The 13,022-nt window shown below is 76.1% G+C and carries 12 protein-coding genes; 8 read left to right on the forward strand and 4 right to left on the reverse strand.

What is annotated here, in order from left to right:
* Positions 1–83 precede the first annotated feature (83 nt).
* Entirely contained in the window at positions 84–683 is a 600-nt protein-coding gene (locus ACIQUQ_RS04015) for a hypothetical protein (RefSeq protein ID WP_403971040.1), read from the reverse strand.
* Between the two features lie 467 nt (positions 684–1,150).
* Between ACIQUQ_RS04015 and ACIQUQ_RS04020 the strand changes: the two genes are divergently transcribed.
* A complete protein-coding gene (locus ACIQUQ_RS04020; protein WP_403971042.1) occupies positions 1,151–1,789 on the forward strand; it encodes an NAD(P)-dependent oxidoreductase in 639 nt (212 codons plus the stop codon).
* An 87-nt stretch (positions 1,790–1,876) separates the two neighbouring features.
* On the opposite strand, the gene ACIQUQ_RS04025 is transcribed toward ACIQUQ_RS04020, so the two are convergent.
* Entirely contained in the window at positions 1,877–2,692 is an 816-nt protein-coding gene (locus ACIQUQ_RS04025) for a sulfite exporter TauE/SafE family protein (RefSeq protein ID WP_403971044.1), read from the reverse strand.
* A 590-nt stretch (positions 2,693–3,282) separates the two neighbouring features.
* Between ACIQUQ_RS04025 and ACIQUQ_RS04030 the strand changes: the two genes are divergently transcribed.
* The 6 genes from ACIQUQ_RS04030 to ACIQUQ_RS04055 all read left to right on the forward strand — a co-directional run bounded on the left by ACIQUQ_RS04030 (position 3,283) and on the right by ACIQUQ_RS04055 (position 9,615).
* On the forward strand, positions 3,283–4,362 hold the full coding sequence (locus tag ACIQUQ_RS04030) for a hypothetical protein (RefSeq protein ID WP_403971046.1): 1,080 nt from the start codon (positions 3,283–3,285) through the stop codon (positions 4,360–4,362).
* Between the two features lie 47 nt (positions 4,363–4,409).
* Positions 4,410–6,128, forward strand: a complete 1,719-nt coding sequence (locus ACIQUQ_RS04035) for an Ig-like domain-containing protein (protein WP_403971048.1) — start codon at positions 4,410–4,412, stop codon at positions 6,126–6,128.
* A 222-nt stretch (positions 6,129–6,350) separates the two neighbouring features.
* Entirely contained in the window at positions 6,351–6,704 is a 354-nt protein-coding gene (locus ACIQUQ_RS04040) for a hypothetical protein (RefSeq protein WP_403971050.1), read from the forward strand.
* 20 nt (positions 6,705–6,724) lie between these two features.
* Positions 6,725–7,333: a helix-turn-helix transcriptional regulator gene (locus ACIQUQ_RS04045; protein ID WP_403971052.1), complete on the forward strand. Its 609-nt coding sequence runs from the start codon at positions 6,725–6,727 to the stop codon at positions 7,331–7,333.
* A 109-nt stretch (positions 7,334–7,442) separates the two neighbouring features.
* Complete coding sequence (locus ACIQUQ_RS04050) at positions 7,443–8,618, forward strand: DUF2306 domain-containing protein (RefSeq protein WP_403971054.1); 1,176 nt, start codon at positions 7,443–7,445, stop codon at positions 8,616–8,618.
* Positions 8,619–8,697: 79 nt separating this feature from the next.
* Positions 8,698–9,615, forward strand: coding sequence for a hypothetical protein (locus tag ACIQUQ_RS04055; protein WP_403971056.1), 918 nt, complete (start codon positions 8,698–8,700; stop codon positions 9,613–9,615).
* Positions 9,616–9,765: 150 nt separating this feature from the next.
* On the opposite strand, the gene ACIQUQ_RS04060 is transcribed toward ACIQUQ_RS04055, so the two are convergent.
* Complete coding sequence (locus tag ACIQUQ_RS04060) at positions 9,766–11,799, reverse strand: hypothetical protein (RefSeq protein WP_403971058.1); 2,034 nt, start codon at positions 11,797–11,799, stop codon at positions 9,766–9,768.
* Positions 11,800–11,987: 188 nt separating this feature from the next.
* Between ACIQUQ_RS04060 and ACIQUQ_RS04065 the strand changes: the two genes are divergently transcribed.
* Positions 11,988–12,407 (forward strand): hypothetical protein, encoded by a 420-nt coding sequence (locus tag ACIQUQ_RS04065; RefSeq protein WP_403971060.1) that lies wholly within the window; start codon positions 11,988–11,990, stop codon positions 12,405–12,407.
* A gap of 157 nt (positions 12,408–12,564) precedes the next feature.
* Here ACIQUQ_RS04065 and ACIQUQ_RS04070 read toward each other — a convergent pair whose 3' ends face one another.
* Positions 12,565–12,978, reverse strand: coding sequence for a rodlin (locus ACIQUQ_RS04070; RefSeq protein WP_403971062.1), 414 nt, complete (start codon positions 12,976–12,978; stop codon positions 12,565–12,567).
* Positions 12,979–13,022 lie beyond the last annotated feature (44 nt).

The following is a 13,022-nucleotide window of genomic DNA, read 5'->3' on the forward strand; positions in this document are numbered from 1 at the left end:
ACCGGAGTCGGGACGGTGGTGCCGCGCGGGCGGGGCAGTGGACACCCGCGCGGCACGCGGTCCGGCCGGCGGCCGGACCCCGGTCAGTCGAGCTTGATGGAGCTCACGCGGTCGTTCCAGCCGGAGCGGAGCGCGCCTTCCTGGGCCCAGGGCGCGGTGTTGCCCGGGTACCAGTAGCCCACGCCGTCGTTGTGCTCGGCGAGGTGCGCATAGCAGGCGCCGACCTTGTACGAGGACATCTGGTCGTTGAAGCCCCAGCCGCCGAGGTTCTGCCAGTAGCCGCGGTCGTAGAAGACCAGCCGGCGGCCGCCGAACCAGCCGTGCTCGAACAGCTCCAGCGGCGAGGAGCAGGCCGCCAGTGCCCCGGAGGCGGGCCGCGCCCCCGTGCCCGCGGCACGGCCGGCGAGCTTGGCCTCGACGGCCCGCAGCTCGCCCAGCGTCCGGAAGCACTCGACCGTGCCCGCCGCCCGCCAGACCAGGCAGGCCTTCGCCGCACCCCAGTCCCCGGCCATGTCGAGCGTCCCGCCCTCGAAGGCGGCGACGGTGGAACCGGGTGCCGAGGGTAAGCCGCCCGCGTCCGCCTGCGCGGTCCCGGTCGCCAGGGTGGTGGTCAGGGCCGCCGCGGCCGCGGCGGCGGCCGTCCAGGTGCGCGTGCGGGATCCCGGTCCTCGAACGTTTCGCATCACGGTGCTCTCCTTGCGCGTCGGGCCGGCCCCACGGGTCGGGGGCCGGTCTGCGCTCAGCACCCTAGGAGGCCGCCGTGGGGCCCCCGGGCCCGCCGGGGCGCGAGGGGCGCCGAGTGCGGCGCGGGGCGGTCCGGGACCGCCGGGGCGGCTGTCCCGGACGCGGAACGGAGGCCGGCCGGAGGCCGAACGGAGGTGGGCCGGACGGCGGGTGGACGGCGGGTGGACGGCGGGTGGACGAAAGATGGACGGGAGCCGGCCCGAGGCCGGACGGCGGGTGGACGGACGGTGGCGGGGTGCGGCGCGCCGGGCCCTGACGGCCTGTTCACCCTCCTGTCCCCCTCGCCGGGGCTCGCGGACGGCCCCTCCGGAGGACCCGGGGCGGGCGGCCGCTCCTCCGGCGGACCCGGCTAAGTTGAGCGTCATTCACCCCGGGGTGGGGAACGCGACGATGGAGGGGGAACGCGATGAAGCTCGCGGTGTTCGGCGCGACCGGAGGGGTCGGCCAGGAGATCGTTCGCCAGGCGCTGGCGGCGGGGCACGACGTGACGGCCGTGGTGCGGGATCCGTCCCGGCTCCAGGTGCAGGGCGCGGGTCTCGCCGTGCACCGTTCCGGCCTCGACGATCCGGCCGTGCTCGCCGGGGCCCTCGCCGGGCACGACGCCGTGCTCTCCGGGCTGGGCGCACGCAGCCGGGCCGACGCGGCCGGCGGCATCGCGGCCGCCCTCACCCGGGCCGTGCTCGCCGCGATGGAACCCGCGGGGGTCCGCCGGCTGCTGGTGGTCAGCGCCGCGCCGCTCGGCACGCCCCCGCCCGGCGAGCCGCTGGTGGACCGGATGGTGGGGATGCTGGTGGAGAAGGTGTTCGCACCCGTTTACGCCGACCTCGCCGTCATGGAGTCGGAGCTGGCCCGCAGCGGCACGGACTGGACCGCGGTCCGCCCCCCGATGCTGAAGAACCGCCCCGCTACCGGTCGTTACCGCACCGCCCTGGACGGCAACCCGCGCAGCGCCCGCACGATCGGCCGCGCGGACGTCGCCCACGCGATGCTGTCCCTGGTCGATGCCCCCGACACGCACCGCCGCGCCGTCGGGGTCGCGTACTGAGGCGACGGCGCGCGCGTCCGGAGGGGCGTGCCCGGGGCCGTACGCCGGCCGCCCGTCCCGCGCGGGGTGCGGGCGTGCGGCGGGGCGTCAGTCGTGCCGGGCGAGCTTGACGGCGGAGACGAGCAGGATCACGGCGAGTGCGGGCATCAGGAGCAGGTCCGGGAACACCCCGAGCAGGAGGCCGCCCAGGGCCGCTCCGGCCACCGAGCCCGCGGTCATGACCAGGGTGAAGAGGAGGTTGGCGCCGAGGACGGCGAAGCTGCCGTCGCGGCTGTAGCGGGCGAAGGCGACCAGCATCGTCGGCAACGACACCAGCAGCGACAGGCTCCCCGCCGTCTTGACGCCCAGGCCGAACAGCAGGACGACCGTCGGGATCAGCAGCTCGCCGCCCGCCACGCCCATCACGGCCGCGACGACCCCGATGCCGAAGCCGGCCGCCACCCCGAGCGGGACCTGCGCCGCCGTGGGCAGGGCCGGCGCGCCCAGAACGGTGGTGTGGGCGAGCACCAGGGCCAGGGCCATGAGCACCATCAGGCCCGCCAGCACCCTGTGGAGGGTGGTGCTGCGCATGCGGACGGCCCACGATGCTCCGGCCCACGCTCCGACGAGGCTCCCGGCCAGCAGGTTGGCCGCGACGGGCCAGTGCGAGGCCAGTTCGGAGGCCGGGACCGCGGTCATGCGGGCCGGGAGCGCGACCAGCACCACGACCAGGCTCATCGCCTTGTTCAGGATGACTGCGGAGAGTGCGGCGAACCCGAACAGGCCGATCAGGAGCGGCAGGCGGAACTCCGCGCCGCCCAGCCCGACCATCCCGCCCAGGACGCCGACGGCCGCACCCGCCGTGAACACGAGGGGTGTGGGGTGGGCAGCACGCAGCGGAACGCGGTCGGGGTCGATGGCCATGGTGGGCATCATCCCTGGTCACGGGCCATTCCCGGCGTCGCGGAGCCCATCTCTGGGGGAACCGCCGGGCGCCGGGCCGCGGCGTCGTACGGATCTCCGAGCCCGTCGGCAGGCCGCGGCCGGGGCCGGGGACCAGACGGGCTCGGGGAGAGGTCGGTCCGGGGGCCCCGGGGTGCCGCTCGATCTCGTCACGGGTCGGCCGGACGGCCGCGACGTCCTGCCCGACGGGCGGAAGGGCGCGTTCCCCCGGCTACCAGTAAGTAACGCATCTGCGAGGAATTTTCGCATCAGGGTATGGATTTGCGAGCCTGAAGCGCTGCTATAGTCCGCAGGTGCAACGCGCCAACCGCTGGTCCGGGGCGGTCCGGAACCCCGGACCGGTCGCCTGACCCCGGCCACGCCGCGACACCCTCCGAGACGAGCGACGCACCTCCCCAAGGCCCGGGCCCCGCACGACGGGCGGCCCGCCTGCCCGGCACCGGCCACCCCGCCGTACGCCGCACCCCGCGTCCCCACCGCTCACCCGGACCGCACGCCCCCACGGGCCCCGCACGTCCCCGCAGCCCATCTCCTCCGAAACGGAGCGCCCCATGGCATCCCCGCGTCCTCCGCGCGCCGCTCTGCGCAAGGCCCTGCTCGCCGCCGCCGTCCTCGTGCTGGCCGTCCCGGGCACCGCGTACGCCAACACCGTGAGCGTCACGGTGAAGACCCCCGGCGCCACCTCCGGCCCCGGCTCGCCCTTCTCCGAGATCTCGACCAGCGCCCAGTGCGCCGGCGGCCTGATCTCCGGCGGCGGCATCAACCAGGCCATCGGCACCGGCACTTCATCCAACGGCAACAAGATCAACGGCACGTCGCCCAGCCCGGACGGCAGCACCGAGTACACCGGCTCCACCGGCGTCGTGGGCACCGACGTCACCTACTGGCTCGGCATCGGCGGCAGCGGCGGCGCCGTCAACGCCTCCTTCTCCAGCACCCCTTACGCCATGTGCTTCACCAGCAACCTGATCAACCACACCCAGGTGGTGATGAACAAGCTGGCCGGCCCCACCACCAGCGGCACCGTCGGCCTGGTCACCGCGACCTGCCCCGCCAACACCCGCCTGCTCGGCGGCGGCGCCCGCATCACCCCCGCCAGCGTGGGCAGCCTCAAGCCCATCGCGAGCTTCCCCACGTTCAACGACAGCGCGCACGGCTACGGCCAGAAGGCCGCCGCCGACGGCGAGACCAACCCCGACTCCTGGACCGCGGTCGGCTGGAACGGCGGCGGCGGCAACAGCGGCAACACCACCTACGCGTACGCCATCTGCAGCGGCAACAACATCGACGTCAGCGGCGCCACGGTCAAGGTCCGCTTCAGCGAGGTCAGCGGCCCCACCGCCGCCACCAGCGGGGCCACCGTGACCGTCGGCTGCGGCCAGAACGACGGCAAGCTGGTCAGCGGCGGCGCCGCGATCAGCGGAGGCAGCGTCACCTCCGTCAACTTCACCGGCCCCGGCTCGGTCGGCGACCACCTCAACGGCAGCTACCCCAGCGACTCCGGCGGCACCCCCGTCTCCGACGGCACCACCACGGCCGCGTACTGGAGCGCCTTCACGCACACGGGCGGCGGCAGCTCGCCGAACACCTACTCCGACGTCTGGGCCCTGTGCGCCGACGACGGCGTCTGAGCACCCGAGCCCGAGCCCGAGCCCACCCTCCTGACCAGGGAACGCAGTTGAACATCCGCAGAGCCGGAATCCTCCTGACCGCCGCGGCGACCGGCCTCGTCGCCGCCCTCCTCGCACCCCCGGCCGCCGGCGCGGACCCCGTCCCCGCCGCCGCGTCACCGTGCGGCAGCGCCGGGGTCTTCACCGCCGTACCGCCCACCTGCACGTACGACGGCCCGGGCACCGACACCTTCACCGTCCCCGACGGCGTCGCGGCCGTCGCCGTCGACCTGTACGGCGCCGAGGGCGGCAGCGCCGCCGGCTACGTCACCCCCAACCCGCCGAACACCGGGGCACCCGGCGGCCTCGGCGGCCGGACCACCGGCACCCTCCCCGTGACCGGCGGCGAACGCCTCCAGATCACCGTCGGCGCGGCCGGCACACCGGGCTCCTCCCGCCGGGGCGAGTACGCGCGCCCCGGCGGGTACGGACACGGAGCCGGCGGTGGCGGCGCCCACGGCGGCGGCGGCTCCGGCGGCGGCGCGACCGACCTGCGCACCGGCTCCTTCGGTGCCGCCGACCGGGTCCTCGTGGCCGGTGGCGGCGGCGGTGCCGGCAACGGAGGCCCGCTGCTGCACGGCGGCCACGGCGGCGGCCCCGCCGGCGCTCCGGGCGGCCAGGGCGGCGGCCCCGAGGGCTCCGGCGTCGCGGGCGGCGGGGCGACCGGGACCGCCCACGGCACCGGCAGCCCGAACTCCCTCCTCGGCGGCCCCGGCATCCCCGGCGGCGACACCGCCCCCAACACCGGCCTGCCCAACCCCGGCAGCGGCGGCCCCGGCGGCAACGGGGCCCGCGGCGGCAACGGCGGCGGAGGCGGTGGCGGCGGCTGGTTCGGCGGCGGAGGCGGCTCCGGCGGCGGCAACCCCGGCAACCTGTACGGCGCCGGAGGCGGCGGGGGCAGCGGCCACGCGGCCCCCACCGTCACCGACGCCCGACTCGCCCAGGGCGTCCGGCAGGGCAATGGCCGGGCCGTCGTGACCTTCCGCTACGGAACGTCCCTCACCCTCACCACGGACACGGCCGCCCCGCTCTTCGGCCACGAGGTCACCCTCACCGCGACCGTCACCCCGGACAGCGCGGCCGCGGGGCAGCCCGGCGGGACGGTGACGTTCGCCGACGGCGGCACCGATCTGGCCACCGTGGCGCTGACCGACGGCCGTGCCACGCTCTCCACCCGTGGCCTGCTGCCCGGGGGCCACACCCTCACCGCACGCTACGGCGGCGACCCGGCGTACACCCCGAGCACCTCCCCGGCACCCGCCGAGGTCACCGTGGGCTTCAGCGAGCCCTGCGTGACCACCGCCCGGACCGGCACCCTCACGGTCGGCGCGGGCCAGGCGCTGTGCATCGGGCCCGGCGGCAGCCAGGCCGGCCGGATCACCATCGAGACCGGCGGCGCCCTCGCCGCCGACGGGGCGGCCCTGAGCGGCGGCATCACCGCCGACGGCGCCCTCGCCCTCAGCCTCTGCGGCACCGAGGTCACCGGAGCCGTCCGCGCCACCGGCACCACGGGCCCGGTCCGCATCGGCACGAGCAGCACGGACACCGGCAGCCCGGCCTGTACCGGCAACACCCTCCGCGGCCCCGTCACCCTGGCGGACAACGTGGGCGGCGTGGAGGTCTCCGGAAGCACGGTCACCGGCCCCCTGCGCTGCGACCGCAACGAACCGGAACCGGTGCTCACCGGCACCACCGTGCAGGGCCCGCGCACCGGCCAGTGCCGCTGACGCACACCACCGGCGGCGGCGCCCGGCGCACACCAGGCGGCCGTGCCCGGCGCACACCACCGTCCGCCCCGTCCCGGGAGCCACCCCGGGCCGGGGCGGACCCGGTCCGCGGCGAAGATCGCGGCTATCCTGCACCTCGGCCCGTGAAAGCAACGCGGCCACCCGACACACACGCAAGACGATGCCGGCCCGAACCGCGGCACGGCAGGAGACGGAGCCCCGGTGGACGTGCAGCACTTCGAGCGGATCACCGCCTTCATCGAGGCCCGCCTCACCCCGGTCTTCGACCCGGCCGACGGCAACGACCACGGCTGGGGCATGGACGACACCTCCCGCGCCCTGCGCGCCCTCCGCAACACGGTCCTCGGCGCCTCCGCCATCAAGGGCATCATCGAGCAGCGCGCCACCGCCGACCCGAAGATGCGCGGCATCATCGACCAGTCCCTGGAGCACAACTGGGACGTCCTGCGCGGCGTCGCCCGCCAGTGGGAGGACCACCCCGACTTCCGGCGCGAGTTCAAGCGCCACGCCTGGGAGCTCGAGGAGCTCGAGGCCGCTCCCGCCCCGCAGGGCTGACCCGCGGCCAGGAGGCTCCCATGGCCGAGTCCCGGCTGACCACGCCCTCGTACCTCGTGCTCGGCATCGTCGAGAAGCTGGGCGAGGCCAGCCCGTACGACGTGAAGGTCGAGGCGGCCCGCACCGTGGCCCCCTTCTGGTCCATGCCCCACGCCCAGGTCTACGCCCAGTGCGACCGGCTCGTGGCGGCCGGCCTGCTGTCCGAGTCGCGGCAGACCGGCGGGCGCAACCGGCGGCTGATGACCCTCACCGAGGCCGGCCGCACCGCCCTCGCGTCATGGCTGGCGGACCCGGAGTTCGTCCCCGTCGAGGCCCGCGAACGCGGCATCCTCAAGCTCTGGTTCGGGGCGCGGCCCGAGGTCCTCTCCCCGGTCCAGCTCGACGAGCACCACAGGACCCTCGCGGACTACGAGCAGCTGGCCGAGGGCGTGGGCGCCCTGCTCACGCCCGGCCAGCGCGAGGCCCTGGAGTTCGGCATCCGCTACGAGCGCATGATGGTCGACTTCTGGCAGTGGGTCGCGGGCCGCGCACACGAAGGCGACCGCGGCGAGGCACCCGACCGCGAAAGCGAGAGCGGCGACGACGCACCCGGGCGCGGAGGCGACCGCGGCCGCACGACCGAACACTGAGGCCCGGCCGCACGACCGAACACTGAGGCCCGGCCGCACCGTTGACCCCGGGCCGGGCTCCCCCTTACCTTCCCGATAGTCCAGAGGGGACTATCGAGGGGGAGTTGCCGTGCACCGACCGGGGAACGTCACCTGGGGCCGGGTGGCCGTGGTCACCGTCGTGGCCGTCTGCCTCGCCTACGCCCCCGTCGCCGCCACCGAACTGTGGCCCTACGCCCGCCCCGGCGCGCCCGCCCTCGGGGAACGCCTGCTCGCGGAGACGGTCTCGCCCGAGTACGTCGCCGAGGCCGTCGCCGACCGCACCGGCCCGTACGGCCGCAGCCTGCTGCCGCTGGTCGTCCACTCGGTGCTGGGCGGGCTGCTGATGGTCCTCGGCCCGGTGCAGCTGCTCTCCGCGCTCCGCCGCCGCCCCCGCCTGCACCGCGCCGCGGGCGTGCTCTTCGCGGTCACCGTGTACGCGTCCATGGCGGGCGCCGCGCTCTACCTCGCCAGGACCGCACCCGAGGACGCCTTCGGCGGCGCCGCGTTCTGGATCGTGCTGGCCACCATCCTGGTCGGCACCGTGCTCAGCGTGACCTACGGGATCATCGCCGCCCTGGGCCGCCACCCCGACCTGCACCAGCGCTGGATGCTGCTCTGCTACGGCTTCCTCATGACCGCACCGCTGCTGCGCCTGGAGTGGGGCGCCCTGCCGTACGTGCTGCCGGGCCTGTCGATGGAGCAGGTCAACCAGGTCGCCGTGATGCACCTCGGCTCGGTCGTCGCCTTCGGGGCCCTGGCCGCCTCCCGCGCCCTGGACCGGCGCGCGGAGGTGCCGGGCGTCACCGGGAGCTGGGTGCCGGGGCGGGTCCTCCTGGTGGCGCACCTCGCCGCCCTGCCCGCACTGGTCTGGATCGGTGCCGCGTTCCTGGAATGGGGCGCCGCGGGCCGCCGGCTGCTGCTGGGCTTCCTGCTGCCGTACGCCGCCACGTACGCGGTGATGGTCCTGCGCCAGCGCCGGGCGCACCGGCTGGGCCGCGGCTGGGCGCGCGAGGAGTGGCGCGTGCACCTGGTCGCCCTGCTGCTGGCGCCCGTGTTCTCCGGCGGTGCCGCCCTGCCCCTGGAGCGCCTGCTGGGACTGGACCGGCCCACCGCGCTGTCCGCGGCGGTCGCCATCGGCTGCGGCGTCCTGGCCACCGCCGCCACCACCGTGGTGAGCCTGCGCGTGATGTACGCCCGGGAGCTCCTCAAGCGGACGCCCACGCCGCCCCCGGCCGGCGCCAAGACCCCGGCCCCGGCCGCGTGACTCCGCACCACCCCGCGGCACGGCCCGCCCCGCCCCACCCCCACCCCACCCCCACCCCAGCGCCGACCAGGGAGCCCCGATGAGCGAGACGGCAGAAACCGGCACGGGCACCCCCACCGCCGGCCCCACCCCCACGGAGACGACCGGGGGCGGCGGCCGCGAACTGGCCCCCGCCGTGGCCCTGCTGGCCGTGACGGTAGCCGTGACCAGCTCGCTCAGCGGCCTCCTCCTGACCATCGGCGCACTCGCCGGCCAGGTGTCCGGCCCCTGGACCTCACCCTCACCGGTCGGCCCGGGCCTGGTCGGCGCCGCCATGCTCGGCACCGCGCCCGGCCTCCTCGCCATCGCCCGCGCCCGGGTCTGGGAGGAGGCCCGCACCCTGGTGTTCCCGCTGGTCACGGTGCTGGTCGGACTGTTCGCCGTCGGCATCGTCAACGCCGGCCGGCTCCAGGCGGCCGAGGGCGGACCGCTGTTCCTCGCCCTCTTCAGCCTCGGCTGGGTCGGGGTGCTCGGCCTGCTCGCCCTGGCCGCCGTCCTCTGCGTCGCCCGTCAGTACACCCGGCGCGCCACGCCCCTCCAGGGCCCGGCGGTGCCGCTGCCCGCCTGGTCCAGGCCGCTCGTGGCGGTCCTGGGTTCCTCGTGGCTCGGGATCGGCGCGGGCCTGCTGTTCCTGCCGGGCTTCTGGGCGCAGTTCGTCCCCTGGGAGGTGAACCGCGCCGACGCCCAGTCCCTCGGCGTCTGGGCCCTGGCCCTCGGCACCGGCGTCCTCGGCACGCTCGCCGAGGACGACCTGCGCCGCGTCCGCCCCGCCCTGATCTCCGTACCGGGCGTCGCACTCGCCGCCGGAGCCGTGCTCGCCGTACGCGCCGGAGACGTCGACTGGACCTCGGGCGGCGCCCTCTCGCTCGCCGCGCTCCTCTTGGGCCTCCTGGCCTCCGGCCTGACCGGCCACCGCCTGGCCGCCCGCGCCGGCGCCACGGTCCCGGCCCCGTCCTGACTGCAAGGGGTGGACGGCCCCCTTCGTTGCCGCCCGGCCGTCAGGGCGCCACGCCGCAGCGCCGCGCGGAACGCCCGGCACTTTCCCGGTGGGGCGGGCCCATCACCTCATGGCATCCCCCGCCCGCCTCACGGCACGCCCAGGCACCGGTCAGCTCTCCAGTTCCCGCTCCCACAGCCGTTCCGTCAGCCGCTCCACGCCGGCGGCCAGGTGGCGGCGGTACGTCGACATCGGGAGGCGGAGCAGGTCCGCCGCGCGCTGCTGGGTGCCGGCGGGCTGGAGGTACGTGTGGTGCAGCGCCCGGTACGCCCGGCGGTCCCGCGGTGCCGCCTCCAGCTCCGCGGCCGCCTCCCGGAGGACGCCCGCCAGCGCCGCGGCCCGCTCGTCCGGCCCGGCCTCCGTCCCCGCCCGGTCCGCCACCAGCCGGGAGCGCAGCAGTACGCAGTCCCGCAGGCCCCCGGCCCGGCCCAGCCCGCGCAGCGCCTCCCGCACCCCCTCGGCGAACGCGTCGTGGTCCAGCACCCGCAGCGGCACCGGCGTCGCTGGCGGGCTCACGGCGAGGGGATCGGGTGCGGACTCCCGCTCGGTCAGCAGCCCCAGCCAGGCCAGCGGGGGAGTGACCCGCCAGTCGTGGACGAACATCCCGTACCCGCGCCCGCCCACCGCGAAGTCCGCCTCCGGCACCCGCCGGAAGTCGGTGTACGCGCACCCCGCCGCCCAGAACCCGGCATCCGCGAACGGCAGCAGTGTCACCGCCGGCCGCTGGTCCGTGAGGTAGTGGTGGGTCAGCCGCAGGGTGATCAGGGTCTGGACGGGCGACACGTCCTGGTAGCCGTCCCGCGCCAGCCAGCTGCGCACCAGCAGCGCCCGCTCCCCGGCCCGCAGCGCCCCCGCTCCCGCCAGCCAGCCCCGGGCCGCCCGCACCGCCGGGTCCCCGGCGTGGCCCGGCCCGGCCGCCTCCGCCGGGCCGGCGTCGCCGAGGGTGAGCAGCAGGTAGAAGCCCACCGGGCCCTCCCCGTCCGCGCTGACCGTTCCCCACGAGGCGGCCGGATGCCCCCACCAACGGGCCAGCAGCCGGGCCGAGTCCGCGCCCTCGTGCGCCTCCGCCATCGCCAGCACGGCCGGCAGGTCGGCCTCCCGCGTGGGCGCGATGGACAGCGCGTCGAGCCGCGCCGCTCCGGCCGCACCGCCCGTGACCGGCGCCAGCAGCGGGCCCACCAGCGGACTGTCCCGGTGCAGGTAGGCGAAGTCTGCCAGCACCGTCCGCTGCCGCGCCCGGTCCCCGTCCGTGAACAGCTGCTGGTAGTACGCGCCGGCCCGGCGCCGCAGCTCCGCCCGCCGGCCCGGGTGCCGCCAGCGCAGCTCGGCGTCCAGCACGGACCGGGCCAGGTCGTGCGGGTGGATGCCCCGGCTGCCGTACTCCGTGATCGACAGGGTGCACAGCCAGTCGAACAGGTCCCGCGCGTCCGGCACCCCGGTCAGCGCCGCCAGCAGCGGCTCACTGGTGACCAGCACCTGGGCGCTGGCCTCCAGCGCCGCCCGGTGCGCGGGGCTCGGCACGGCGTCCAGCAGCGCCTCCAGCAGGGTGGTCACCACCCATGCCGGCTGCCCCGGGCTCGGGTCCTTCCCCGGCCGCTGCGCCCGTACGTCGGCGATCAGTGCCAGCGCCAGGGGATGCCCGTGTGCGAACTCCAGGGCCCGGCCGTGCTCGTCGTCCGGCACGCCGCGGCGGCGCAGCAGCTCGCGGCTCTCCTCCGGCGGCAGCGGCCCCAGCCGCAGCGCGTGCAGCAGCCCCTGCCAGGCCGGGTCGGTGCGCCAGGCCAGCGGCGGTGCCTCCCGGCCGGCCAGTACGAGCACCGTGTCCGCCGGCACCTCCTCCAGGAGCCGCTCCGCGAGCGCCTCGGCCCCCTCCGCGTCGACCACCACCACCGTGCCCGGCCCCACGCGCCGGCCCTCCGCGTCCGCGCCGCCCGCGGACACCACCGGCCGCCCCGCCCGGCCCGCGAGCCAGGCGAACCGGTGCAGCAGCGTGGTCTTGCCGATCCCCGCCGGGCCGTGCACGTGGACCACCGCCCCCAGGCCGGACGCCAGGATCCGCTCGAAGACGACGGTCTCCGCAGACCGCCCGACGAACCCCCGCGCCCGTGCCTCGGCGAACCGGTCGGCCAGCCGTGTCGTGGTCATCCCCTCGCCTCCCCCTCTCCGGTGATACCACCGCCCGGACCGGAAACGGACCCGATGACCAGGTATTGAGCGGGAGTTGACCCCTTTTCGGCGTGTCGGACGGACAGCGGCCGCTCCTACCGTGAGCAGTGCCAGGGGGAACCGGCCAGGACCCCGGGCACCACCTCCCACCAGGAAGGACACCCGAAATGAACACCACCGCGACGAAGAGGTCCGTGCCCGGGAACTCCGCGCTGAAGCGGTCCGCCTTCGCCACCGGCTTCGCGGCCGCCTGCGCCGCTGTCCTGCTGAGCACCGCAGGGCCGGCCGCCGCCAGCCAGTTCTACGGCGGCACCCTGCACCCGGGCGAGCAGCGCTGTGTCCAGCAGTACGCCGGGTACCAGGTGCGCGCGGACGGCCGGGCCACCGGCCAGGGCGCGAAGTTCAAGCTCCAGTACAACGGGGTCACCGTCGCCGGCTCCCCGGGCCTGGTCACCGCCTGGGCCGCGGAACTCCGCTCCTCCTGGGGCAACTTCCCCGGCGCCGGCTACTACACGGCCTGCGTGACCAACAACGGCACCGCGGACAGCAACGTCCGCCTGGAGCTGAAGACCGACGGGGAGATCTGACCCCGCCGACGGGGCCCCGTACCCGGGAACGCCGGGGCCACCGCTCCCGGGAACCCGGGGGCCACCGCTCCCGGGAACGCCGGAGCCCCGACGACGGTGCGCAACCGTCGCCGGGGCCCGCCGGACGCCCGTCTGCCGCGTCCGGGACAGCCGTTCGTCAGCTGTTGACGGCGCCGTTGCCGGCCAGCACCGACAGGTCGTTCGCGATGTGCGAGATCGGCTCGTCGCCCTTGGCCTGGGTGGAGTTCTCGGCGCACTGCTGGGTCTGCGGCGCGGACAGGACCGGGATGTCCTGGACACCGACGTTGGCGAGGACCGCCACCAGGGACTGCGCGTTGACCTTCGCGGGCACGCCGAGGCAGAGCTTGTTCGCGGTGCCCTGGATCAGCGCGGCCTGCGGGCTCATGAGGCCCTCGGTGGCCTGGTTGCCGTAGACCTGCTCCGCCCCGTTGCCGTTGACGGTCTTCACGCCGTCGTCGTTGCCGATGGCCATCGCGGGAGCGGCCACGGCGGCGCCCGTGCCGACCACCGCGGCGGTCGCAACGGCGGTGAGCATGATCTTCTTGAACATTTTGGGTCTTTCTCCTCGTCACGGGCCCCGTTCCTGGGGCGCCG

Source organism: Streptomyces sp. NPDC101118 (assembly GCF_044759445.1).
Lineage (GTDB): Bacteria > Actinomycetota > Actinomycetes > Streptomycetales > Streptomycetaceae > Streptomyces.

What these genes read in the sequence shown, in the direction of transcription:
- ACIQUQ_RS04015 (WP_403971040.1), bottom strand. Translation starts at nt 683, where the DNA reads ATGCGAAACGTTCGAGGACCGGGATCCCGCACGCGCACCTGGACGGCC.
- ACIQUQ_RS04025 (WP_403971044.1), bottom strand. Translation starts at nt 2,692, where the DNA reads ATGGCCATCGACCCCGACCGCGTTCCGCTGCGTGCTGCCCACCCCACA.
- ACIQUQ_RS04030 (WP_403971046.1), top strand. Translation starts at nt 3,283, where the DNA reads ATGGCATCCCCGCGTCCTCCGCGCGCCGCTCTGCGCAAGGCCCTGCTC.
- ACIQUQ_RS04065 (WP_403971060.1), top strand. Translation starts at nt 11,988, where the DNA reads ATGAACACCACCGCGACGAAGAGGTCCGTGCCCGGGAACTCCGCGCTG.
- ACIQUQ_RS04020 (WP_403971042.1), top strand. Translation starts at nt 1,151, where the DNA reads ATGAAGCTCGCGGTGTTCGGCGCGACCGGAGGGGTCGGCCAGGAGATC.
- ACIQUQ_RS04045 (WP_403971052.1), top strand. Translation starts at nt 6,725, where the DNA reads ATGGCCGAGTCCCGGCTGACCACGCCCTCGTACCTCGTGCTCGGCATC.
- ACIQUQ_RS04070 (WP_403971062.1), bottom strand. Translation starts at nt 12,978, where the DNA reads ATGTTCAAGAAGATCATGCTCACCGCCGTTGCGACCGCCGCGGTGGTC.
- ACIQUQ_RS04060 (WP_403971058.1), bottom strand. Translation starts at nt 11,799, where the DNA reads ATGACCACGACACGGCTGGCCGACCGGTTCGCCGAGGCACGGGCGCGG.
- ACIQUQ_RS04055 (WP_403971056.1), top strand. Translation starts at nt 8,698, where the DNA reads ATGAGCGAGACGGCAGAAACCGGCACGGGCACCCCCACCGCCGGCCCC.